The 23181-nt window shown below is 68.6% G+C and carries 25 protein-coding genes and 1 riboswitch; of the genes, 8 read left to right on the top strand and 17 right to left on the bottom strand.

Going from position 1 to position 23181, the window contains the following annotated elements:
* Positions 1-13: 13 nt before the first annotated feature.
* Complete coding sequence (locus B3Z70_RS03890) at positions 14-448, top strand: SRPBCC domain-containing protein (RefSeq protein ID WP_292023784.1); 435 nt, start codon at positions 14-16, stop codon at positions 446-448.
* Here B3Z70_RS03890 and B3Z70_RS03885 read toward each other — a convergent pair.
* The 9 genes from B3Z70_RS03885 to B3Z70_RS03845 form a co-directional block, all read right to left on the bottom strand.
* Positions 445-1425 (bottom strand): type II secretion system F family protein, encoded by a 981-nt coding sequence (locus B3Z70_RS03885; RefSeq protein ID WP_292023782.1) that lies wholly within the window; start codon positions 1423-1425, stop codon positions 445-447. The two genes, B3Z70_RS03890 and B3Z70_RS03885, sit on opposite strands and share 4 nt — an antisense overlap.
* 10 nt (positions 1426-1435) lie before the next feature.
* Positions 1436-2413: a type II secretion system F family protein gene (locus tag B3Z70_RS03880; RefSeq protein WP_292023780.1), complete on the bottom strand. Its 978-nt coding sequence runs from the start codon at positions 2411-2413 to the stop codon at positions 1436-1438.
* A gap of 3 nt (positions 2414-2416) precedes the next feature.
* Entirely contained in the window at positions 2417-4069 is a 1653-nt protein-coding gene (locus B3Z70_RS03875; protein ID WP_292044716.1) for a CpaF family protein, read from the bottom strand.
* A gap of 3 nt (positions 4070-4072) precedes the next feature.
* A complete protein-coding gene (locus B3Z70_RS03870; RefSeq protein WP_292044715.1) occupies positions 4073-5590 on the bottom strand; it encodes an AAA family ATPase in 1518 nt (505 codons plus the stop codon).
* A 4-nt stretch (positions 5591-5594) separates the two neighbouring features.
* On the bottom strand, positions 5595-6272 hold the full coding sequence (locus B3Z70_RS03865; protein WP_292024254.1) for a CpaD family pilus assembly protein: 678 nt from the start codon (positions 6270-6272) through the stop codon (positions 5595-5597).
* Between the two features lie 8 nt (positions 6273-6280).
* Positions 6281-7834, bottom strand: coding sequence for a type II and III secretion system protein family protein (locus B3Z70_RS03860; RefSeq protein ID WP_292024256.1), 1554 nt, complete (start codon positions 7832-7834; stop codon positions 6281-6283).
* Entirely contained in the window at positions 7831-8748 is a 918-nt protein-coding gene (gene cpaB, locus B3Z70_RS03855; protein WP_292024258.1) for a Flp pilus assembly protein CpaB, read from the bottom strand. Before cpaB ends, B3Z70_RS03860 begins: the two co-directional genes overlap by 4 nt.
* Before the next feature lie 118 nt (positions 8749-8866).
* Positions 8867-9385, bottom strand: a complete 519-nt coding sequence (locus tag B3Z70_RS03850) for an A24 family peptidase (RefSeq protein ID WP_292024270.1) — start codon at positions 9383-9385, stop codon at positions 8867-8869.
* Positions 9386-9486: 101 nt separating this feature from the next.
* A complete protein-coding gene (locus B3Z70_RS03845) occupies positions 9487-9663 on the bottom strand; it encodes a Flp family type IVb pilin (protein ID WP_292024260.1) in 177 nt (58 codons plus the stop codon).
* Positions 9664-9901: 238 nt separating this feature from the next.
* On the opposite strand from B3Z70_RS03845, the gene B3Z70_RS03840 reads away from it, so the two are divergent.
* From B3Z70_RS03840 to B3Z70_RS03830, 3 genes are read left to right on the top strand one after another with little or no spacing between them, the layout of a single operon-like run.
* A complete protein-coding gene (locus B3Z70_RS03840) occupies positions 9902-10303 on the top strand; it encodes a pilus assembly protein N-terminal domain-containing protein (protein ID WP_292024261.1) in 402 nt (133 codons plus the stop codon).
* Between the two features lie 10 nt (positions 10304-10313).
* Positions 10314-10874 carry a TadE/TadG family type IV pilus assembly protein gene (locus B3Z70_RS03835; protein WP_292024262.1) on the top strand — a complete coding sequence of 187 codons (561 nt, stop codon included), beginning with the start codon at positions 10314-10316 and terminating at the stop codon, positions 10872-10874.
* Positions 10871-11401, top strand: coding sequence for a TadE/TadG family type IV pilus assembly protein (locus tag B3Z70_RS03830; RefSeq protein ID WP_292024264.1), 531 nt, complete (start codon positions 10871-10873; stop codon positions 11399-11401). Before B3Z70_RS03835 ends, B3Z70_RS03830 begins: the two co-directional genes overlap by 4 nt.
* A 9-nt stretch (positions 11402-11410) precedes the next feature.
* Here the strand turns inward: B3Z70_RS03830 and B3Z70_RS03825 are convergent, their stop codons facing one another.
* The 7 genes from B3Z70_RS03825 to B3Z70_RS03795 all read right to left on the bottom strand — a co-directional run bounded on the left by B3Z70_RS03825 (position 11411) and on the right by B3Z70_RS03795 (position 15640).
* A complete protein-coding gene (locus B3Z70_RS03825; RefSeq protein ID WP_292044712.1) occupies positions 11411-12724 on the bottom strand; it encodes an anthranilate synthase component I family protein in 1314 nt (437 codons plus the stop codon).
* Entirely contained in the window at positions 12721-13500 is a 780-nt protein-coding gene (locus B3Z70_RS03820; RefSeq protein WP_292044710.1) for a tyrosine-protein phosphatase, read from the bottom strand. Before B3Z70_RS03820 ends, B3Z70_RS03825 begins: the two co-directional genes overlap by 4 nt.
* 21 nt (positions 13501-13521) lie before the next feature.
* Entirely contained in the window at positions 13522-13824 is a 303-nt protein-coding gene (locus tag B3Z70_RS03815) for a winged helix-turn-helix domain-containing protein (RefSeq protein ID WP_292023520.1), read from the bottom strand.
* Between the two features lie 2 nt (positions 13825-13826).
* Positions 13827-14450 (bottom strand): hypothetical protein, encoded by a 624-nt coding sequence (locus tag B3Z70_RS03810; protein WP_292023518.1) that lies wholly within the window; start codon positions 14448-14450, stop codon positions 13827-13829.
* Between the two features lie 141 nt (positions 14451-14591).
* Complete coding sequence (locus tag B3Z70_RS03805) at positions 14592-14774, bottom strand: DUF1328 domain-containing protein (protein WP_087121113.1); 183 nt, start codon at positions 14772-14774, stop codon at positions 14592-14594.
* A 111-nt stretch (positions 14775-14885) separates the two neighbouring features.
* A complete protein-coding gene (locus B3Z70_RS03800; RefSeq protein ID WP_292023517.1) occupies positions 14886-15296 on the bottom strand; it encodes a hypothetical protein in 411 nt (136 codons plus the stop codon).
* The gene (locus B3Z70_RS03795) at positions 15296-15640 is read right to left on the bottom strand and encodes a DUF883 family protein (protein ID WP_292023515.1); all 345 of its coding nucleotides are present in this window, start codon (positions 15638-15640) and stop codon (positions 15296-15298) included. The genes B3Z70_RS03800 and B3Z70_RS03795 overlap by 1 nt, the downstream gene beginning before the upstream one ends.
* A gap of 149 nt (positions 15641-15789) precedes the next feature.
* Here B3Z70_RS03795 and B3Z70_RS03790 point away from each other — a divergent pair, with 149 nt between their 5' ends.
* From B3Z70_RS03790 to B3Z70_RS03780, 3 genes are all read left to right on the top strand, one after another.
* Positions 15790-16458: a fumarylacetoacetate hydrolase family protein gene (locus B3Z70_RS03790; protein ID WP_292023513.1), complete on the top strand. Its 669-nt coding sequence runs from the start codon at positions 15790-15792 to the stop codon at positions 16456-16458.
* Positions 16455-17087, top strand: coding sequence for a maleylacetoacetate isomerase (maiA, locus tag B3Z70_RS03785; RefSeq protein ID WP_292023511.1), 633 nt, complete (start codon positions 16455-16457; stop codon positions 17085-17087). Before B3Z70_RS03790 ends, maiA begins: the two co-directional genes overlap by 4 nt.
* Positions 17088-17182: 95 nt before the next feature.
* The gene (locus tag B3Z70_RS03780) at positions 17183-18103 is read left to right on the top strand and encodes an aldo/keto reductase (protein WP_292023509.1); all 921 of its coding nucleotides are present in this window, start codon (positions 17183-17185) and stop codon (positions 18101-18103) included.
* On the opposite strand, the gene B3Z70_RS03775 is transcribed toward B3Z70_RS03780, so the two are convergent.
* Entirely contained in the window at positions 18087-19925 is a 1839-nt protein-coding gene (locus tag B3Z70_RS03775) for a TonB-dependent receptor plug domain-containing protein (protein ID WP_292023507.1), read from the bottom strand. The genes B3Z70_RS03780 and B3Z70_RS03775 overlap by 17 nt on opposite strands.
* Before the next feature lie 148 nt (positions 19926-20073).
* Positions 20074-20260, bottom strand: a riboswitch (cobalamin riboswitch).
* 76 nt (positions 20261-20336) lie between these two features.
* Between B3Z70_RS03775 and mutS the strand changes: the two genes are divergently transcribed.
* Positions 20337-23018: a DNA mismatch repair protein MutS gene (mutS, locus tag B3Z70_RS03770; RefSeq protein ID WP_292023504.1), complete on the top strand. Its 2682-nt coding sequence runs from the start codon at positions 20337-20339 to the stop codon at positions 23016-23018.
* Positions 23019-23181: the final 163 nt, after the last annotated feature.

The following is a 23181-nucleotide window of genomic DNA, read 5'->3' as shown; positions in this document are numbered from 1 at the left end:
CCAGAGCGAAACCATGGATGACACACGCATCGAAAAGCGCGTCGGGGTTCAGGCGACCTCGGACCGGATCTGGGATCTGGTCGCGGACCTGGCCGGCTGGAGCGCCTGGAATCCGGTCGACACCGAGGTCGAGGGCGTCATCGCCTATGGCGGCCGTCTGACCATGACCGAGGCCTGGCCCGAGATGGCGCCGCATCAGGCCCTGGCGCAGATCGTCGAATGGCAACCGCGCGGGCGGCTGGTCTGGGCGGAACGGCGCGGTTTCCTGTTCCAGAGCCTGCGCTACATCCAGATCGAGGAACTGGCGCCCGGCAACTGCATCGTCGCGGCCGGCGTGCGCTTCTCCGGCCTGCGCGGCGAACTGTTCCACGACAAGCACCGCCCCGCGATCCGCAAGGCCCACGAGGCCATCGCCGAGGGGCTGAAGACCGCCGCCGAAACGGCCTAGTTTCCGGCCTTCATCATGTCGATGACGTTCAGGACCGCCGGGCCCAGGATGACGATGAACAGCACCGGCAGGAAGAACAGGATCATCGGCACGGTCAGTTTGGCCGGAAGCGCCGCCGCCTTCTTCTCGGCCGCCGACAGACGCAGGTCGCGGTTTTCCTTAGCCATGACGCGCAGCGCATTGGCCAGCGGCGTGCCATAGGTCTCGGCCTGGGTCATGGCGGTGGCCACCGCCTTCACGCCCGGGTGGTTGGTCCGTTTGCCCAAGTTTTCATAGGCCATCCGTCGGTCGGGCAGATAGGATAACTCGGCCGACAGCAGCGACAGTTCCTCGGCCAGGTCGATGGACGACGGCCCCATCTCCTGGCTGACCTTGGTGATCGCCGCCTCGATCGACATCCCGGCCTCCACGCAGATCAGCATCAGGTCCAGGGCGTCGGGAAAGGCCTGCATGATCGAGGTGCGGCGCTTGTCGATGCGGTTCTTCAAATAGAGGTTGGGCGCATAGAAGCCCGCCACCGCCGCCGCCATCACCAGCGTCAGCTTGTTCATCGTGGGCCAGTCCACGACCTTGATGACGAACATGTAGAAGGCCGCCACGATCATGAAGAGGATCGGCGAGGCGAAGCGGAAGAAGTAGAAGGTGGTCAGCGGTTTGGGGCCGCGAAAGCCGGCCTGGATCATCTGTCCGGCGACCTTGGGGTCTTCCAGCAGCTTGGTCAGGTTCAGCCGGTCCACGACCCGCTTCTTGAACCCCTCGTCGGTGTGACGCAGCCCGCCCTGGCCGGCGGCCATACTGGCGCGCGAACGGCGCTTCAGGTCGTCGCGGCGTTCGGCGACCGCCTTCATCCGCTTGTCCAGCTTCACCCCGCCGGTCATCGACGACAGCAGGGTCAGGACGGTGGCGAAGACCAGCGCCCCCACGCCGATGCTGAGCAGGTTCTGCGGATCGGTGATGAAGCGGATGAAACCTTCCATGCCGCCCGCCTCAGAACTTGAACGAGATCATGCGCTTCATCACGAAGACGCCTGTGGCCATCAGCACCGCCGCCATCAGCAGCATGAAATTGCCGCGGACGTCGTTGAACAGCGGCATCATATAGGCCGGGGTCGTCAGCATGACCATCAGCATGACCGCCGGCGGCAGGGAGGCGATGATGCCGGCCGAGGCCAGGGCCTCGGACGACAGGGCCTTGATCTTCTCGCCCATCATCCGGCGCGCGCGCAGAACCGACGACAGATTGCTCAGCGCCTCGGCCAGATTGCCGCCGGTCTTCTGCTGGATGGCGATGACGATGGTGAAGAAACGCAGTTCGGGCGTCGGCATCCGCTGGTACATCCTGTCCAACGCCTGCTCCAGCGTCATGCCCACGCCCAGGCCCTCCACCAGCGTCTGGAACTCCGGTCCCAGCGGCAGGGGGCTTTCCCGGCCGATGATCTTGAAACACTCGTGGACCGGCAGACCCGACTTGATGCCGCGCACGATGATGTCGACCGCGTTGGGAAACTCCAGCGAAAACTTCTTTGTCCGCCGCTTGGCCAGGAAGCCGATGACCCAGCGCGGCACGCCCAGGCCGAAGATCAGCCCCACGCCGATCACCACCAGGATCGGCAGGCCCAGCACCAGGGCGACCAGAAGGGCGATCACCCCGACGACGGCCGAGACGATGTAGAAGGCGCGCGCCCCCATCCTCAGGCCCGCCTGTTTCAGGCGCGCGTCCAGGGTCGTGCGCGCCTTGCGGTCGCGCCGATCCGCCTCCTGAAGCTGGACCAGTATCTGCTTGCGGCGCGCTTCGGGCGTATTGGCGGCGGCGGCCTTGCGGGCGATGGCGGGGTTCTTCTTGCCGTCGCCGATGGCCTGGGCGCGCTTGACCGCCTGGGACGAGGAATCCTCGCCGCCGACGAAGACCCAGCCCAGGCCGCCGATGGTGATGAAGGCCAGAACGGCGGCGAGGATCGGCAGCATGATCTATTCCGCCGAGTCCAGGGCGTCGGCCAGTTCACGCTCCAGCCCATAATAGCGGGCGCGGTCCCAGAAGCGCGGGCGGGCGATGCCGGTCGAACGGTGTCGGCCGACGATCTTGCCGTGCTCGTCCTCCCCGGTGATGTCGTAGACGAACAGGTCCTGGGTCACGATCACATCGCCTTCCAGGCCCACGACCTCGGTGATGTGGGTGATCCGGCGCGAGCCGTCGCGCAGGCGGGCGGCCTGGATGATGACGTCCACCGAGCCCACGATCATCTCGCGGATGGTGCGCGACGGCAGGCCGTATCCGCCCATGGTGATCATCGATTCCATCCGGCTGATGGCTTCGCGCGGGCTGTTGGCGTGCAGCGTGCCCATGGAGCCGTCGTGGCCCGTGTTCATCGCCTGCAGCAGGTCGAAGGCCTCGGGTCCGCGCACCTCGCCGACGATGATCCGCTCCGGGCGCATCCGCAGGCAGTTCTTGACCAGATCGCGCATGGTGATCGTGCCCTGCCCTTCCAGGTTGGGCGGACGGGTCTCCAGGCGCACGACGTGCGGCTGCTGCAGTTGCAGTTCGGCGGCGTCTTCGCAGGTGATGACGCGCTCGGTCGGGTCGATGAAGGCGGTCAGGGTGTTCAGCAGGGTCGTCTTGCCCGACCCCGTGCCGCCCGAGATGACCAGATTGCATCGCGAGGCGCCGATGACGCCGAGGACGCGCGCGCCCTCGGGACTGATGGAGGCGTACTCCACCAGGTTCTTCATCGTCAGCTTGTCCTTTTTGAACTTTCGGATCGTCAGCGTCGGGCCGTCGATCGCCAGCGGCGGAGCGATGACGTTGACGCGCGACCCGTCCGGCAGACGGGCGTCGCAGATGGGGCTGGATTCATCCACGCGGCGGCCGACTTGCGACACGATCCGCTGACAGATGTTCATCAGCTGGGTGTTGTCGCGGAAGCGGACGTTGGTCAGCTGGACCTTGCCGGCGACCTCGATGAAGACCCGGCCGGCGCCATTGACCATGATGTCGGCGATGTCGTCGCGGCTCAGCAGCGGCTCCAGCGGCCCGTAGCCCAGGACGTCGTTGACGATGTCCTGGACCAGATGTTCCTGCTCGGCGACCGACATGGAGACGTTCTTGATCGCCACCAGTTCGGAGACGATGTCGCGGATTTCCTCGGACGCCGCCTTCTGGTCCAGCTGCGCCAGCTGAGACAGGTCGATGGTGTTCATCAGGGCGTTGAAGATGGTCGTCTTCGTGGCGTGATAGTAGTCGCTCTGTTCGCGGACGATCTCGGCGACCGCCTGTGCCTTTTTCAGCTGCTCCAGCCCGGCGGTGGGCTTGGGGCCCGCGCCGCTCGTGGCCGGGCGCGGCGCCTCGGGCTTGGGACGCGGGCGGGACGCCAGGGCGTCCAATCGATCGATAGACGCCGAAGCGCCAGCGGCCGATGGCGCGTCGGCGCGCGCGAAGGCCTCGGCCGCCGGTTCGAAGTCGTCGTCGGCGAAGGCATAGGCGGGCGCGGCAGTTTGCGTCGGCGCAAGGGGCGCGCTTTCCGTCCTGAACACCGACACGGGCGCGGCCGCGACCGGCGCGGCCGCCGGGGCGGGTCGCGGGGGCGCCGGGGCGACGCCGGGCTGGCCTGTGCGCTTGCCGAACATCCGTCAGCGCTTCTTGAACATGGCGGCGAACAGCGACTTGGAGCCGCCGTCGGCGGGCTTGGCCGGTTTCGCAACCTTGCCCTTGGGTCCGGCGACGGCGGGCAGTTCGCGACGCGACACGATCTGGGCCAGGGTCTGGAAGGCCTCGGCCGCCTTGGTCTTGGCCCCCGCGTCCAGGATCATCTGGCCGTTGTTGGCCGCCGCCCCGAAGGTCTTGGCGTCGAACGGGATCATCAGGCTGGCGTGAACGCCCAGCGCCGCGCCGAAGTCCTTGGCCGGGATCTCGGGTCGGCCCGGCACGCCGATCTGGTTCAGCACCAGACGCGGCGGCGCATCGTTGGGTCGTCCCTGACGGATCAGGTCGATCATGTTCTTGGCGTTGCGCAGGCTGGCCAGATCGGGGGTCGCCACCACCACCACCTCGTCGGCGCTGATCAGGGTGCGGCGCATCCACGGCGACCACAGGTGCGGCAGGTCCAGCACCACGAACGGCGCGGTGGCGCGAATCTGGTTCGTGACCTCTTCGAACGCCTCGGTCGAGATGTCCCAGTCCGTGTCCAGACTGGCCGGCGCGGCGAACAGGCTCAGCTTGTCCGTGCAGCGGACCATCATCCTGTCCAGCAGCGTGGAGTCCAGCCGGTCGGGTTGGCCCAGGGCGTCGGCGACGCCGCTCAGCGGATCCTGATTGAAGTCCAGACCCGCCGTGCCGAACGGCAGGTCGTAGTCGACGATGACGGTGTTGGCCCCGATCCGTTCCGAAATCGCATAGGCGGTGTTGTGCGCCACGGCCGAGGCCCCCGCCCCGCCGCGCGCGCCGACGAAGGCGATGGTGCGTCCGACAAACGGCTGGGCCGGATCGTTGAACAGGCCGCCGATGGCCGCGATCAGCTGCAGCGGCTGCAAGGGCGCGACCAGATATTCGCTGACGCCGCGCCGCATCAGTTCACGGAACAGGATGATGTCGTTGGTCGCCCCGACGACGACGACCTTGGTCCCGGCGTCGCAGACCTCGGCCAGCTGATCGACCTCCCAGAGCAGGGTCTGGGGGTCCTTCAGGCATTCGACGATGATCAGCGGCGGCGTGGGCTCGTGCTGATAGGTCTCGACCGCCGCGGCGACGCCGCCGATGCGGATCTGGGTCGTGGCGCGCGACAGGCGCCGGTCCTGGGCCGCGCGTTCGGCGGCCGCCAGGGTGTCCTGACGCTCGGCGAAGACATGGATGGCGATGCGCGGCACCGACACCTCGCCGATGGCGGCGGCGGGCGCTAGGCCGGTCGGCGCCAGGGCCGCCGGCGTCAGATCCGTCGCCGGATAGGATTCGGCCAGGCTGGCCTCGGCCTGGGCCATCACCTCGCCGACCGGGTTGTAACCGACGGCCGGCGTGGCCTCGTGGACATCGGCGAACGGCAGGGGCGCGCGCGTCGGACCGACCTGGGTCGCGGGCATGTCGTCGAACGCCATGTCCGCGTCGAAACCGTCGTCGAACGCTTCGAAGGGGCGGGGGGCGGGCGCTATGCTCATGGTTTCAGTTCACCGCGCGGGAGACGGCGGTCTCACGCACCAGGGTTTCCGCCTCGGCCGCAGTCTGCTTGCCGGCGCGGTACTGGTCGAAGACCACGGTGCGGCGGCTGGCGTCGGCGGGCGTCATGGCGCGCGGCTGCTGGATGTCGCGCGGATCGGCGATCTGGGCGGCCAGATTGGCGGTGATCGCACAGCCGAAGTTGGAGGCGGACTGGTTGTCGCCAGACCGGCTCAGATTGCCCCAGTTGCGCCCGCACTGGGGCACCACGGCGCGCAGGGTCTCGAAACCCACGACCACCGGCGCGCGAGGATCGGGCGCGGCGTAGCTGACCAGGCGGATGCTGTCGGCGGGCACGCCCCAGGCGGACAGGGCCGCCTGGACGGCGTAGGCCTGGCTGAGGGCGACGGGATCGGCGCCGGCCGGCGTTTCGATCACCAGCGGCCCGCCCTCGGCCCGGGCGTAGCGGTCGATCAGGGCCCGAAGCGCGGCGTTCTGGGTGGCCGACAGACCGGCGTCATGAACGGCCAGGGCGATCCGATCCAGGTTCGGCTCCACCTGCAGCGCATAGCGCGAGGTCGGCGTCAGCGGCGGCTCGCCGCCAAGGCTGGCCGGCCCGCCGACGCAGGCGCCCAGGGCCAGGGCGGAAAGGGTCGCAAGAGCGATAATCGGGGTGCGGATCATGCGGGCGCTCACTCGATCACATAGCCGACCGAACCGGCCGGGGGCGCGTTCGGCAGCCCATAGACCTGGTTCAACTGGCCAAAGAGAATGGTCTGGCTGTCCGACGCGATGCGCAGGCCGTCCGCAGGCGTCTGCATCCGATCGGGCGACGTCGGACTGACGATATAAGGCTCCACGATCACCACAAGCTCGGTCTCGCCCATCAGATAGTCGCGCGACCGGAACAGCTGGCCCAGGACCGGCAGATTGGTGACGCCAGGCAGGGAATCGATGGCCTGACGGCTGTTTTCCTGAAGCAGGCCGGCGATCATCATGGAGCCGCCCGAGGGGATTTCGATGGTGTTCTCGCTGCGCCGGACCGTCAGCCCTGGCAGGGTGATGGACGACGCCGTGCCCGCGCCGATGGTCAGGCCGCCCTGGGACGACAGTTCGGACACCTCGACCTTGACCTGCAGGCTGATGCGGCCGCCCGAAAGCACGATCGGACGGAAGGCCAGACCGACGCCATATGGCTTGTATTCGACGGTGATCTGGCCTTGAGCGTCGCGGCTGGTCGGCACGGGGAACTCGCCGCCGGCCAGGAAGCTGGCGGCCTCGCCGTTGACCGAGGTCAGGTTCGGTTCGGCCAGGGTGCGCAGCAGGCCGACCCGCTCGAACGCCTTGAGCATGGCCTCGCCCTTGTTCAGCCCATCGGAGCCAGGGCCCGTGCCGGGCTGGGCGGTGTTCCAGTTCGCCGGGTCTCCAGGCGCGCCGCCATTCACAGTCACCGGGCAAAGCGCCCCAGGCTGCCAGCCGGGGCCGACGCAGGGAACCTGCAGCTGATAGTTCTTTGTCGTGTCGATCGACGTGCCGGCGCTGATCCCACCCAGCAGGCTCCCGTTGATGCCCCAGGTGGCGGCGCTGCCCAGCAGCCATTGGGTGTCGCCCAGCCGCCCGACCACGGCCGAGGTGTTGAAACCCAGCTGTTTGATGACGTTGCGCTGCACCTCGACCACGCGGACCTTCAGCGTCACCTGGTCGGAACCCGGCACCGTGATCAGGTTCAGCACCTTTTCGGGGGCGGAGACGAAGGCGGTGGCGATGCGCGTCGCCTGCGCCGAGACGGCCGGGTTTTCCGCCACGCCGCTTAGGATGATGCTGTCGTTGACGGCCTCGGCCCTGACCTGGCTGCCGGGCATCATGCGGTTCAGCGTGTCCTGAAGCGCGCTGGTGCCGGCGTCCACCCGCACCCGCAGGCTCAGGATGGTGCGTCCGGCGGCGTCGAGGAAGACCGCATCGGTTTCGCCCGGCGCGACGCCGATGACGGTGATGCGGCGCGGCGAATGCAGCATGGCCTCGGCCACCTGCGGGTTGGAGACGATCACGTCGCGCGCGTCCGCCGGCAGATCCACGGCGAAGGAGGTCCCGCGCGGCAGATTGATCAGTTGCGGGGCCGCCCCCATCGACAAGGCCGCGCGGGTCTGGGCCACGCCGGCCGGCGCGACGGCCAGGCCGGCCAGAACGGCGCAGACGATGGCGGCGGTCTTGTGCCTGGAGAAGCGGCGCATCGGATCGACTTTCATGGCACGGCCACCACTTCCGGCGCGCCGCCGCGATAGATGCGCACGGCCTGAGGGCGGGACTGGCCGGCTGCAGGTCTGCGCGTGGCGCCGGACGGACCGGCGGTGTCGGCGTAGGACCTCAGCGACAGGGACAGTTCGCCTTCCGACTTGGCCTGCGCCACCAGGACGGCGTCCTGCGGACGAACCTCCAGGGTGGCGGTCGCGCCGACCACGGCCTGGGCGTCGTCGCCGACCCGCGTGGCCTGGTCGATCGCCAGGACCTTGATGTTCTGCAGAACGACGCCGGATACGTATTTGGACTTGGAGCCGCCCTCGACGCCGCCGTCGCGATTAACTTCGGCGGTCATGACCACATCGACCCGATCACCGGGCAGGATGAAGCCGCCTGCCGCCGATTCCACCGTCACGGCGATGGCCATGGCCCGCATTCCAGGCTCCAGATAGGCGGCCATATAGCCGCTGTCGCCGGCGCGCACGATCTTGCGCGCCAGGATCGGTTCTCCGGCCAGGATGGGTTCGCGGACCACGGCGCCGATATAGTCGGACTTGGCGCCGGTCCCGGCGATTTCGGTCGCCGCCTTGGCGACCCGTTCCACCGCCCCGGCGGCCTTCTGAGCGGCGTTGTCGGCGGCGGGACGGGCTGAAACGGGCGTCGCGCCATCGGTGATGAAGACCGGCGCAACCTCGTCTACGGGCCAGTCCTTCCAGGACAGATCGGCCTCGGTGATGCGTTTGCCGGGCTGCAGATCCGTGGCGGCGACCAGAACCTTGGCCATCGGCCGAACCTCGACGGGCGCGGCGGCGGCGGGCGCGGATGGCGCATTGGACGACGATCCCATGGCCCGGACCACCAAGGCCAGGCCGATGGCCGATACGGCGGCGATGCACAGAACGACGATACGGGCGGGCTTCATCCAGGATGTCTCCGGCTGGCGCCCTGAGTCGCGGATTCAGTCCCCGACGCCTACCGTTAACGATCATGCCGCCTATCGGTTAACGCTTCCTAAGCGCAGAACGCCGGTCAGCTTGGCCTTAACGTCCTGATGCATAAGCCAGAACCAGTCCGCTCTCGGGCAGGGCCATCAAGGCGCCGATGGCGATGGCGACGCCGTAGGGGATGTCGCCCTTGGGCTGCATCAGATTGACGACCCATCCTTGCGACACCGAGGGCGCGACCATGGGGAAATATTGGCGCGCCATGATCAGCAACAGACAGAACAGCCCGCCCGCCACCCCCGTCCACAACAGGAAGGGCGCCACGCCGCTCAGCCCCATCCATAGACAGCTGGCCGCCAGCAGCTTGGCGTCGCCGCCTCCGATCCAGTTCAGGGCGAACATCCCCATCCCGATCATCAGCGCGACGACGCCGACGCCGAGGTGAATGGCGATGTCCATCGGCCCCACGCCGACCAGAAGCGCCGTCGGGAAGAAGGCGCCGATCAGGGCCAGCGAAATCCAGTTTGGAATCTTCATCGTGATCAGGTCGTGCAGACCCCCGACGATGATCAGGGCCGGAAAGACGCCCAGCAGGATGAGCAGCAGAATGTCCATGACCGCCATACTGTCGGACATGACTTAAGGTTGGGTTTCCGCCATGCGAAAAGGGCCGGAGCTTTTCAGTTCCGGCCCTCCCACAAAGGATATTTCAGACGTTACTTCGCCGCGCCATCCAGAGCGGTGCCGATACGTCCGAACAGAGCGCTGATCTTGCCGCTCATCGTGCCCAGAACGCCGATCAGGGCGACGGCGACCAGGGCGGCGATCAGGCCGTATTCGATGGCGGTGGCGCCCGATTCGTCTTTGGCGAAGCGCGAGATGAACTTGGTCATGGGGATAGTCCTTTTCAAATGGTCCAGCGAGCAACTTGGCGGGGGGAGCCGGTAGCCCGCTTGACCCCCAAACGCAGGATCACAATGCCGCACCCCCGTTAAATCTGAGTCACGAGGTTTGGTTACGCGCGGATTCACCAAAGAAAATTCTCATTCTCGGGCTTCAGCCTTTGTTGAGGATCGCTGGGCCATCATGCGCGTGTCCGCGTCCGCACGCGCCGTTGTTTCAGAGCCGCCGATGTCTCGCATCCCCGCCGTTCTTCTGGCCGCCGCCCTGTTGGCCGCCCCTGTCCTCGCCAACGCCCAGGACGGGGCGCTGAACGTCGAGATCGACCGCTCCGCCCGCGTTCAGCTGCGCGGGGCCGCCGCCTCCATCATCGTCGCCAACCCCCAGATCGCCGACGTCTCCATGGTGGACGCCAACACTCTGTTCATCGTCGGCAAGGGCTATGGGGTGACCGAGGTGGTCGCCGTCGACGGCGTGGGCCGCACCCTGTTCCAGCGCGAAATCGTGGTCTCGGGCGGCGCGACCGGCTCGGTGCGTGTCTGGCGCGGCGCCCAGGCGACGGAAATGACCTGCGGCGCCTCCTGCTCGCCCAGCGTCCGCAGCGCGCCCGCCGCCGCCCCGATCGCGCCCTGATCCGCCGGCCATGATCGCGCGCACCCTTCTGGCGGCCTGGATGCGGCGCGCACGCCGCCGTCAGGGGCGCGAGGGCGTCGCCGCGATCGAGTTCGCCATGGTGGCGATCCCCTTCCTGATGATGATTTTCGCCATCCTGGAACTGGGCATGGTGTTCGTGATCGATTCCATGCTGGAAACGGCGACGACACAGTCAGGCCGCCTGGTGCGGACGGGTCAGGCCGATCAGCAGAAGTTCACGGCCGCCCGTTTCAAGTCAGAACTTTGCGACCGGATGACGCTGTTCAAGACCGATTGCGCCAGCCGCGCCACCGTCGATGTGCGCGTCATCCCTCAGTTCGCCGCGCCCGATCCGCCCGAGCCGATCACCAACGGCCAGATCGACCCGACCAAGGCCATCTACGACGGGGGCAATCCGGGCGATCTTGTGCTGGTGCGCGTCTGGTACGTCCATCCGCTGATCACGCCCCTGCTCAACCAGGCCACCTCCCGCGTCGGGGCGGGCAAGGTGCTGCTGATGTCGGCGACGGCCTTCCGCAACGAGCCCTGGACGAAGTCGGCCGCCACATGATGTGTCTTGGACAACTGGCGAAAAACACGCGCGGCGCCGCGGCGGTGGAGTTCGCCTTCCTGGCCCCCGTTCTGATCCTTTTGTACTTCGGCATGGTGGAATACTGTCAGGGCTATATGGCGCTGAAGCGCACAGGCCACGTGGCCTCCATGGTCGCGGACCTGGTGTCGCAGAACGACACGGTGACCAAGACGCAGATCACAGACATCTTCGCCATCGGCGATCAGATCATCAGGCCGTTCTCCAACACGCCCCTGACGCAGAGGGTCAGCAGCGTCACCCGCGTCGATACGACCACCTACAGGGTCGATTGGAGCGTGAGCCGGGGCGTCGCCGGCAAACTGACGGTAGCCGACGCCAAGATCCCGTCCGATATGCTGGCGGCCGGGGAGTCCGTCATCGTGGCCGAGGCCAACTATGACTATTCGTCGCCGTTCGATATGGTCGCGCCCTATTTCACGCGGTTCGAGCGAATGGCCTACTTGCGCCCGCGCACGGCCGACGTCATCGCCTGCAGCACCTGCTGATCCGCAGGCTCAACGCCCGATCAGGGCCTCGCGCATCGCCGAGATCTTGACGTCGGTCTCGGCCTCCTCGGCGGCCGGATCGCTGTCGGCGACGATGCCGGCGCCGGCCAGGGTGCGATAGCGCCAGACCCCGTCCGTCCGCTCGAACCCGGCCGTGCGGATCAGCACCGAGGCGGTCAGCGATCCGCCCTCGCCGATCAGGAACAGCGATCCGCACCAGGGGCCGCGCGGCGGTTCATGGGCGGCGATCACCTTCATCGCCTGATGTTTGGGCGCGCCGGTGATCGAGCCGGGCGGAAAGGTGGCCTCCAGAAGCTCCGCCGCGCCGGCCCCCGCCCGCGCCGTCGCCGTCACGGTCGAGACCAGATGATGCACGGTCGGATGCCGCTCGACCGCGAACAGGGCCTGCACCTGCACCGATCCCGGCTCGGACGCGCGCGCCAGATCGTTGCGCATCAGGTCCACGATCATCAGGTTCTCGGCCCGGTCCTTGGCGCTGGCCAAAAGGTCCGCAGCATTGGCGGCGTCGCGCGCCGGATCGGGATCGCGCGGCCGGGTGCCCTTGATCGGCCGGGCCTCGATGCGGCGGCTGGCCGGATCGAAGCTCAAAAACAGTTCGGGCGAGTTGGACACCAGCGCCCGATCCCCGACCCGCCAATAGGCGCCGAAGGGCGAGGCACGATCCTGTTGCAGCCGCATAAAGACGTCGAACGGATCGGCCTGCGGCCTCAGCCGTCCCGACCAGGCGCGCGCCACATTGGCCTGGAACAGTTCGCCGGCCGCAATCCGGTCCACCACATCGGCCACGGCCGCGCGATAGGCTTCGGGCGACGCCTCTGCCTGAAAGGTTTCGGCTGGCGGGACAGGTTTCGGGTCGGCGCGCGGGGTGGTCAGCCAGCCCAGCGCGCGATCCGCCGCCGCCTCGGCCTGCGCAGCCGTCGCCCCTCGCCCGGTCGCCTGAACCCGGCGGGCCTGGTGATCGAAGGTCAGCATCGCCGGATAGCGGGCCAGCATCAGATCGGGCCACACCGCCCCGCGCGGTCCCGTCGCCGCCCGCGCCCCGGCGTCATAGGCCGCCAGGCCCACCGTCCCCGCCGAGAACGCGGGGTCGCGCAGAGCATCGAAAAGCGCCGCCTCTCCAACCGGCCCGACCTGAAGCCGATCCGGCTGCGCCGCCACGTGCGACCAGCGCTCGCCCGAACCCCCGCCGGAAATCAAGGCCAGCAGCCCGTCCGTCCCGTCCGCCGCCAATCCCGCCGCCACCATAACCGGCTCGACCCAACCGGCGTTGCGCACCACCCGATGGCTCAGCACATCGTTCACGCCGACAGCCGCTCCACGATCCGGTCGCGCCGGGCGGCGTCGACACCCAAGGCGTCGCGCAGATAGGCCTCGACCGAGCCATGTCGCGCCTCGACCTCCGCCAAGGCTGCGTCCAGATAGGCGGCCTCGACGCCCAGGAACGCCACCACCGCATCGTCGGCGGCGACACGGCCGGTCATCTTGTGCAGTTGCCGCGCGATCGACGGCGCCCGTCCGGCCAGGTCCACCGCCGCATTGGTCAGCAGATAGTCCTCGACCATGTCGTCGCGCGACACGCCCAGCAGATGATGGGTCAGGGCGGCCAGGAACCCCGTCCGATCCTTGCCCGCCGCACAGTGGATCAGCACAGGTCGGTCCTGATCGGCCAGGGCCTGGAAATAGCGGCTGAACACATCCCTGTGCGCCGCGTCGAACGGCAGGCGGCGATAGGTGTCCTGCATGAACCGCCGACCGGACGCCGGCGTCAGGTCCTGGGTTTTCAGAAAGGTGATGTGGGGCGCCTCCACCCCGTCGTCGATCCCGCCCTCGATCACCAGGCCCGACCAGCCGTCCGGCCGGCGCGACGGCTGGTCGCGACGCTCGCCGGGCCGGCGCAGGTCGACCACCGCGCCGATGTCCAGCGCCGCCAGCCGCTCCAGGTCCGCCGCGCTCGCCCGCCCATGGTGGGCCGACCGGAACAGCCGCCCGTGCCGCACGCGGCGCCCCGCCGCCGTGGCGTAGTCGCCATAGTCGCGAAAGTTGTCGATGGCCTCGAAGGCGTGAAGGCGGTCGCTCATGCGCCGCCTTCTACCCTGTTTTCACCGCGCGGGCAGCAGGCCCGCCATCGCATCCAGATAGGCCACGAAGGCGGCGCGGCCTTCCTCGGTCAGACTGGCCTCCGTGAGGGGCTTTCGACCCCTGAAACTCTTGGTCACGGCGACGAAGCCCGCCTCCTCCAGCTTGCGCAGATGGACCGACAGATTGCCGTCCGTGGTCTGCAGTCGCGCCTTCAGCGTGGCGAAATCCGCCGTGTCGGCTCCCGACAGGAAGGCCATGATCCCCAGGCGGATGCGCCCATGAATGACCTCGTCGATGCGGCCGATGTCGAAATCGTCCGCCATGCTCAGACAACCCCCGCCGGTTCCTGACGCATGAGGATCAGACCGGGAACCAGGGCGACGGCGATCAGAATGGCGGTGAACACCAGATAGATCAGCGGGCTGTCGATGAACCAGGCCACCGCCACGGCGCCGACGTAGGCGCAGATCGCGGTCATCGACATCCAGCGCGTTCGGGTCATGGCCGCGCCGATCATCCAGGCCGAGCCATAGGCGACCAGCACCGCCGTCGGCATCACCGCCATCCACGACCAGTTTCCCGTCTTCACCGACAGGGCGACCAGGGCCAGCCAGGTGACGAAGATGCCGTAACCGACCGCCTCCCACGCCGACCCGACGGCCTTGTTGCCCGCCGAATTGAAGCCGGACTTCTTCTTGATGCGACCGATCAGAACGGTCAGGGCGACGGCGAACACCGCGCCTGCGACGACCCAGATCCAAAGCTGCGACCAGGGGTTCAGCCGGATCAGACCCGATTGAATGGCCCATTGGATCAGGCTGGTCGATCCGAACACGATGGCGGCTGTGACCAGGATCGGCCCCGCCAGCAGGGGCGCGTGGCGACCCGCGTGCGCGAGGTTGCGCATATAGGCGATGTCGTCCTGAATGGCCTGGGTGTCGCGGGTCATGGTGGTCTCCTCCCTAGATCGATTAGGGAAGATCACGCATAAACTTTGTGATGTAAAGTTCTTTTTCGAACGCAGGTTTCAACGCATGAAAATGGGGACGAAGCCGAAGCCTCGTCCCCCGATTTCCGATCGGTCGCGCCCTTATAGTCGGGGCGTGCCGCCGCGTCCGCGAAGTCCGCCGGCCACCAGGGCGATGACGAACAGGATGATAGCGACGACGGCTACGAATTTGGCGATTTCGAACGAGAAGTTCGCAATGCCGCCGAAGCCGAGAACGGCCGCGACCAAGGCCACGACCAGGAAGATAATTGCCCAGCGCATCATGGGTTTAGCTCTCCTGAGTTGATGTTGCCGTCGGCGACCCTAGAGCCTTCGTCGGTCCGCTGCATCAACGTCGTGGCGGCTTGGCCGTTCCCTCGTTCGCTGAGATTCCCGTCAACGGCGGCGACGGCGCGAATAGCCGCCCTGATCCATCTTGCGGTCTGCAACCATGCTGGCGACGATGGCCGCAAGCGCCGGATTGCGCAGCAGCAGGAAGGCGGCGCCCAGACCGCCCACCGCGCCCACGATGGGGCGTTCGCGAACGATGTGGATCACCTTGCCCAGCAGGCCGGACGGTTCTTCCTCTTCGTCGTCCTCCTCGTCGTTCCCGCTGCGCAGGAAGACCAGGATCACGATCAGGGCGACCACGGCGAACAGGCCGAAGGTGACGGCGGCGGCGCCCAGCGGCGTCAGCTTGAGGCTGAGCGCATAGAAGATGGACAGCCCCAGGAATATGACTGCCAGAAAGGCGCTGGCCGCGACAACGGCGGTCGCAACCAGCTTTTTGACGAGGCCCTTGAACATCAGCGGCGACGACCGGCCAGCAGCATCCCAAGGATGACGCCGACGCCCAGCGCCACGGCGGTCGATTGCAGCGGACGCTCCTGCACCCGCTCGACCACATAGCGCTGCGCCTCGTCCAGGCGTTCGGCGGCGTCGTCGTAATATTCGCGACCGCGCGTGCGGGCGGTGTCGTAATAGCCGCGCGCCTGTTCGCGCACTTCGTCGCTCTTGGCGCGCAGCTTGGCCTCGGCCTCGGCGGCCTTTTCGCGCAGGCGCTGGGTTTCCTCGCGGGCGCCGGTCTTCAGATCCTCCTTGAGGGTCTTCAGGTCGGCCTTGATGTCTTCTCGGGCCTTGGTGCTGGCCATGATGCGCGCTCCGTTGAAAGCTTGACGGTAAAGAATAGAGAACCCCGTATGCCAACGCCACTCCCCCCGCGAGGTTCCAGCCTCCTCATTGCTTCGGCGTCGCGCCAAACCTCTCGTCAGCCCCAGAACGGCGCATTAAGAACGAGGCAATGACCCAATGGCTGTTCCCGCCCCGCCCGACGCCCTCCCTGCCCATCGTCGGCCGTGACGCGCGGTTTCCCGTGCGCCGCATCCTGTGCGTGGGCCAGAACTACGCCGCCCATGCGCGCGAGATGGGATCGGACCCGGACAAGCAGACGCCCTTCTTCTTCTCCAAGCCCGGCGACGCCCTGGTGTCGGACGGCGCCGACCCGGCCTATCCGACGGCGACGGAGAATCTGCATTACGAGGCCGAACTGGTCGCCGCCCTCGGCCCGATGCAGGACGGCCGGATCGGCGTGGTCGGCTGGGCGGTCGGCTGCGACCTGACCCGCCGCGACCTGCAGGCCGAGGCCAAGAAGACCGGCCGGCCGTGGGACGCCGCCAAGGGGTTCGACCAGTCGGCGCCGTGCGGCCCCGTCACCCTGGGCGCCCTGCCCGATCCCGCCGGCGCCATCCGCCTGACCGTCAATGGCGAGGTCAAACAGGACAGCGTTCTGGACGACATGATCCTGAACCCCGACCGCATCGTCGAGGCGGCCGGCGCCCTGTGGTCGCTTCAGCCCGGCGATCTGATCTTCACCGGCACGCCGTCCGGCGTCGGCTCCGTCAAGCCGGGCGAGCGGGTTGTCGTCACCATCGCTGGGCTGGAGACGCTGCGTTTCGAGGTTCGGCCGTGATCCTGCACGGCTATTGGCGTTCGGGGGCCAGCTACCGGGTGCGGATCGCCCTGGCGCTGAAGGGCGTCGGCTACGACCTGGCGGCCCACGACTTGAGGAAGGGCGAGCAGAAGACGCCGGACTATCTGGCCCTGAACCCGCAGGGCATGGTGCCGGCCCTGCAGGACGGCGACCGCGTCCTGATCCAGAGCCCCGCCATTCTGGAGTGGCTGGAGGAGACCCATCCCGCCCCGCCCTTGCTGCCGTCCGCCCCCGACGACCGCGCCGTGGTGCGCGCCATGTGCGCCCTGATCGGCTGCGACATCCATCCGCTGAACAATCTGCGGGTGCTGAAGGCGTTGCGGGCCGAGTTCGGCGCGGACCAGGCCGCGATCGACGCCTGGGCCGCCGGCTGGATCGCGCCGGGCTTCGACGCGCTGCAGGCCCTGGTCGCGCGCCATGGCGCCGGCTGGAGCTTCGGCGGCGCCCCGACCCTGGCGGACTGCTATCTGATCCCGCAGCTTTATTCGGCCCGCCGCTTCAACATGGACCTGTCGCCCTGGCCGGGCCTTCTGGCCATAGAGGCCCAGGCGTTGGATCACCCCGCCTTCCACGCCGCCCACCCGGATCGCCAGCCCGACGCCGACTGAAAACTTCGGCGCCGACGCATATCAGCGGTGGATAAGTAGGGTTCGCTTAAGGTCTCGCTCAGCGTCCCTTAAGCATTGCGCGTCAAAGTGCGGGGGTGTCGTATTCCCCCGCCACACCTTCGGCGTCGTCGCCCATCCATCGCCTGGCCCTGGCCGTGGTGACCGCGCCCGAGCGCGCGCCGGGCGCCTTCATGAGCGCCCCGTCCGGCGCGCGCGAGGATGCGATGCGCTTCCTGCTGCAGACCGGGGCGGATGCGGGCGTCAAACTGATCGCCACCCGGCCCGACGGCGACGGCGAGCGGCTGCTGGGCCAAGCCTGGCCCTTCCCTTCGCCCTTCCAGGTCACGGTCCGCACCGTGGCCCTCAGCGAAGGGCTGGATCGGGTCGAGGCGCGCGCCCGCCGCTCGCTGGAACGGATGGGCCTGCCGCGCGGCGACGTGCTTCTGATCTCCAACGCCGCCGATCTGGCCGGCGCGGAGGGCCGCGCCCTGTGGGACCGCGCCCGCAATCTGAAGGATCGCGGCCTGTTCCGCCGCATCGGCTTTTGCGCCGCGATCGAGGACGGTCCCGCCCTTCTGGCCCGCCGCCTGGAAGCCGACGTGGTCCAGGTGCCGTGCAGCCTGCTGGATCAGCGCGCGGCCCAGGACGGCGTGCTGGAGGCCATCGCCGACACCGGCGCGAGCGTGCATCTGTCGTCCGTCTTCGCCGACGGCCTGCTGTTCGCGGGGGGCGAGGATCTGCCGCCCGAACTGGCCAGCCACGCCCAGGCCCTGTCGCGCACCCGCCGGCGTCTGGCCGAGCAACGCTGCGACCCGATGCAGGCCGCCCTGGCTTACGCCCTGTCGCTGAAGGGCGTGGACAAGGTGGTGGCCAGCGTCGCCTCGGCCGCCGAACTGCGCGCCATCCTGGCCGCCGCCCACGCCCCCTGCCCCAATCTGGACTGGTCGGCCCTGGCGCTTGCGGCGCCGGCGGCCTTCGCCGCCGACGCCCGCGCCCGGATCAGTAGCGCAGCCTGATCCCGACATAGCCGGACCGTCCCGGCTCGCCGTAGCCGAACACCTGCTGATAGTGTTCGTCGGCCAGGTTCTCGATGCGCGCCGTCAGCGTGACCTGATCCGTCAGTTGATAGGCCGCGTTCAGATTGGCCGTGACGAAACCCTTGCGCACCACGGTCGAGAAGCCGCCCGAGTCGTCCTGATCGCCCTCGGCCCGCACCGTCAGCGCGCCCGAAACCCGGTCGCCCGTCCAACCCAGGGTCGCCGAACCTGCGTGTTCCGGCACGCGCAACAGGCGGGCGCCCGTCGTGCGGTCCTTGGCGTCGGTCCAGGCATAGGCCAGCGTCAGGTCGAAGCCGCCGCCCAGCAGCGCCCGGCCTTCCAACTCGAACCCGTCAGAACGGGTCTTGGCCACGTTGATGTAGCGACCGGCGGAATAGGTGATCTGATCCTCGACGTTCAGGCGATACAGGGTCGCGCGACCGTCGAACCGGCCGTCGGCCGAGGCCCAGCCCAGAGCGACCTCGACGCTGTCGGCCGTTTCCGGCTTGAGTTCGGGCCAGGGCAGCGGCGCAAAGCAGAAGTCGCAGACCGCCTGGCTGACGGTGGGCGCCTTGAAGCCCGTGCCGTAAGCGCCCGACACGATGAAGCCGCCGGTCAGGTCGTAGGCCGCCGAAACTCGGCCCGTCGTCTTGGAGCCGAAATCGTCGGTGTCGTCGTAACGCAGGCCGCCGCTCAGGTTCAGCGCGCCGACATCGTATTGGGCGACACCGAAGACCGAGGTGATCGACAGGTCGCGCGACAGGCCCGACGACAGGTGGGCCGAGGCTTCATTGCGTTCGACGCCGAAGGCGTAGTCGACGTCCTGCGCCTTGCCGTCCGCCTGCCAGCGGTAGGCTTGGCGGTCGCCGCTGAAGGTCGAGCCGAAGCCGCCGCTGTAGGAGGTGCGGTCCACATCCGACGCCGAGACGCTGAACTGGTGGTTCAGGCCGAACGCCTGGGCGGTGACCCGGCCATAGCCCGACCACTGCTCGCTGTTCTGGGTGTCGTCGGTGTCGGCCAGGGCATAGGTCGGCGCCGGGAAACCGTCGATGTCGGCCTTCGATTTGTTCCAGCGCACCGCGCCGTCGATCTTGACCGCGTCTGAGAAGGCGTAACGGCCCTTGGCGCCGAGGGTGGTGCTGCGGAAGCCGTCGGCCTCGGGATTGCCGTTCGCCTTGTCCGCTGCCGAGATGCCGTCGGTCTGGAAGCGCGAGGCATAGGCGCTGAAGGCATAGGTCTCATTGGCCACGCCGGCCGATACGCGACCGCGCACGGTGTCGAAGCTGCCAGCCTCGGCCTCGGCGCGCAGGCCGTCGATCTCCTTGGTGGTGAAGGAGATCACGCCGCCGATGGCGTCGGAGCCCCACAGCGACGACTGCGGGCCGCTCAGGATTTCGATGCGCTCGATGTCCGCCAGCTCGAAGCTGGAGAAGTCATAGGCGCCGTTGGGCTCGGCCGCGTCATTGACCGGCGCGCCGTCGACCAGCACCAGGGTCTTGCCCGGCGTCGCGCCGCGCATGCGGACCTGGGCTACGCCGCCGAACGCGCCCGTGCGCGTCACCGACAGACCCGGAACGTCAGCCAGGATGTCGGCGGCAAAGATCGCCCCGCGCTGTTCGATGGTCTTGCCGTCGATGACGCGGGCGCCGGGCGTGTCGGCGACGACGGCGGGCAGGCGGGTGGCGGTGACAACGACTTCGTCCAGCTGGGTCGCGTCGCCAGAGTCGGAGGGGGCGGCGAAGGCGGGCGCGGCGAAGGCGGCGGTCATCGCCGCCGTCGAGAGAAGAATGGAACGCTTCATTGAGCGATATCCCCGTTTCCGGTCCCGCGAATGCGCGCGAGAGACCGTCATGAGCGAGCCGACCCGCCAGACCGCGAGGGGCTGGACGGCGCAAGATCGGGTCGCTGCGACGGATGGAAACCGCGCCTCTGCCTGTTCCCGGACAGGGGCGAGCGACTTTGGGCGGCCAGGTCTCCTGGCTTGCGGTTCATCAAACATCGCCCTCGCCTTCCCAGCCCTGGGGCCAGTGGCGCCGGGATCACGGACCCCGGACGGACGACGCTCTCGCCGCCTACAGTTGCGGGAACAGCCGTGGCGTCCGACCACGTTCCCTAAACCGCCTGACAGGGCCTATCGCAGGGGGGACAAGCCTGTGCAAGGCTGCCGGAACGGGCTTGAGGCGTCGGTTCCGATCCGTCACCCTAGGGCCACATGAACGCGCCCGTCTCCCATCCCCCCGAAATCGCCGCTTCGCTGGAGGGCGCGACGCCGTTCATGGCCCAGTATCTGACGGCCAAGGCGGGTCAGCCGGACGCCATCCTGTTCTTTCGCATGGGCGACTTCTACGAGCTGTTCTTCAAAGACGCCGAGGTCGCGGCGGCGGCGCTCGGCATCACACTGACCAAGCGCGGCAAGCACCAGGGCGAGGACATTCCCATGGCGGGCGTGCCGGTCCACGCCATGGAGGGCTATCTGGCCCGCCTGATCCGCATCGGCCACAAGGTCGCCATCTGCGAACAGTTGGAAGACCCCGCCGAGGCCAAGAAGCGCGGCGGCAAGGCGGTCGTCCATCGCGGCGTGGTCCGCGTGGTCACCCCCGGCACCCTGACCGAGGATTCGCTGCTGGACGCGCGCGGCGCCAACCGTCTGGCGGCGGTGGCGGTGCGTAAAGGTCGCGCGGCGGTCGCCGTGGTCGAACTGTCGTCCGGCGCGGTCGATTCCGTCGCCTGCGCAGTCGAGGATTTGGGCGCGGCCCTGGCCGCCTTCCGCCCGTCCGAAGTGCTCGTCACCGACCGGATGTATTCCGACGAGACGACCCGCGACGCCCTGAACGGTTCGGGCGGGGTGGTGCAGGCCCTGGCCAGCGCCATCGCCGAGCCCCAGGCGGCGCGGGCGCGGGTCGAGCGGCTGTATGGCGTGGCGGCCCTGGACGGCTTCGGGGCCTTCGAGGAGGCCGAGGTCTCGGCGCTGGGCCTGATCGCCGCCTATCTGGAGACGACCCAGGCGGGCAAGGTTCCGGCCCTGGCCCCGCCGCACCGGCTGGGCGAAAGCGGCTTCCTGGCCATCGACCCGGCGACCCGCGCCAGTCTGGAGATCGACCGGACCCAGAGGGGCGAGCGCGAAGGGTCTTTGCTCGCCTGCATCGACCGCACCGTCACCTCGGGCGGCGCGCGGGCGCTGGCGGAACGGATCGCCCGGCCGTTGCGCGATCCCCTGGCCATCAACGAACAGCTCGACGCCGTCGAATGGATGCTGGAGCGGCGCGATCTGCGCCGCGACTTGCGCGAAAACCTCAAGTCGTCCGCCGATATCGCCCGCGCGGTCGGGCGGCTGGCCCTGGGGCGCGGCGGCCCGCGCGATCTGGCGGCGGCGCGCATCGGCCTGTCGGTCGCCCAGGGGATCGCCGGCCTGTTCGTGGGCCAGGTCGATCCGCTGACCGGCCAGCCGCGCCGCATTGCGCTGGCGCTGGACCGCCTCAGCCTGTCGCCCGACCTGTCGCGCCTGATGGCCGATCTGGTCGACGGTCTGGTGGACGAGCCGTCCCATCTGGCCCGCGACGGCGGCTTCGTCAGACCCGACTATCGTCCCGAACTGGACGCCGCCCGCACCCTGCGCGACGACAGCCGCCGTGTGGTCGCCGATCTGGAGGCCCGCGCCGTCGCCGAATCCGGCGTGCCGTTCAAGGTCAAGCACAACGCCGTCCTTGGCTATTTCCTGGAGACGTCGGCCAAGGCGGCGGAAGGCCTGCTGCGCGCCGGTCCCGACAGCCCCTTCATTCACCGCCAGACCCTGGCCAACCAGGTCCGTTTCACCACCGTCGAACTGTCGGAGCTTGACGCCAGGATCAGCCAGGCCGGTCACCGCGCCCTGGCCATCGAGGCCGAGACCTTCGAGACCTGGCGGCGCGAGGTGGCGCGTCTGGCCCAGCCGCTGCAGGCGGTGGCCGAGGCGCTCGCCGAACTGGACGCCCACGCCGCCCTGGCCGAATGGGCGCAGGAAGTCGGCGCCGTCCGTCCCGCCGTGGACGACACCCTGACCTTCTGCGTCGAGGCCGGTCGCCATCCGGTGGTCGAGGCGGCGGTCAAGGCGGCGGGCGATCCGTACACCCCCAACAACGCCCGGCTGGACGGATCGGGCCAGGACGGATCGCGTCTGGCCATCGTCACCGGGCCGAACATGGCGGGTAAGTCGACCTTCCTGCGCCAGAACGCACTGCTGGTGATCCTGGCCCAGGCGGGCGCCTTCGTGCCGGCGCGGTCGATGCGGCTGGGCGTGGTGGACCGGCTGTTCAGCCGCGTGGGCGCGGGCGACGACCTGGCGCGCGGCCGCTCCACCTTCATGATGGAGATGGTCGAGACCGCCGCCATCCTGACCCAGGCCACGCCCCGCAGCTTCGTCGTGCTGGACGAGATCGGACGCGGCACCGCCACCTACGACGGTCTGGCCATCGCCTGGGCCACGGCCGAGGCCCTGCACGAGACCAACCGCGCCCGCACCCTGTTCGCCACCCACTATCACGAGCTGGCCCAGCTGGAGACGCGGCTTGACCACGTCTGCAACCTGTCGATGGTCGCCAAGGAATGGAACGGCGATCTGGTCTTCCTGCACGAGGCGGCGCCCGGGGCGGCTGATCGCTCCTATGGGGTGCAGGTGGCCAAACTGGCCGGCGTGCCCGGCGCCGTGGTCGCCCGCGCCCGTTCGGTGCTGGAGCGGCTGGAGGGCGAAAAGGCCGCCGCCGCGCGTCTGGACGACCTGCCGCTGTTCGCCGTCGCCGAGCCTGAGCCGGCGCGCGGCCCCTCGCCGCTGGAAAAGGCCATGCAGGCCGTCGATCCCGACGAACTGACCCCGCGCGAGGCGCTGGAGGCGCTCTATCGGCTTAAGGGGCTGACCTGAAGATCCTCCCCCGAGCAGCGCAGCGAAACGGGGGAGGAGGACCATGCGCAGCATGGTGGAGGGGGCGGACGCCGCACCAATCGCTTAGGCGGCGACTGCAAATCTAGCATCGGTAGCGGAGATGCGTTCGCCCCCTCCACCGCTTCGCGGTCCCCCTCCCCCG

This window comes from Brevundimonas sp. UBA6550, from assembly GCF_002434505.1.
GTDB lineage: Bacteria > Pseudomonadota > Alphaproteobacteria > Caulobacterales > Caulobacteraceae > Brevundimonas.
The sequence above is the reverse complement of the archived record's forward strand: the minus strand, read 5'-3'. Positions and strand labels throughout refer to the sequence as shown.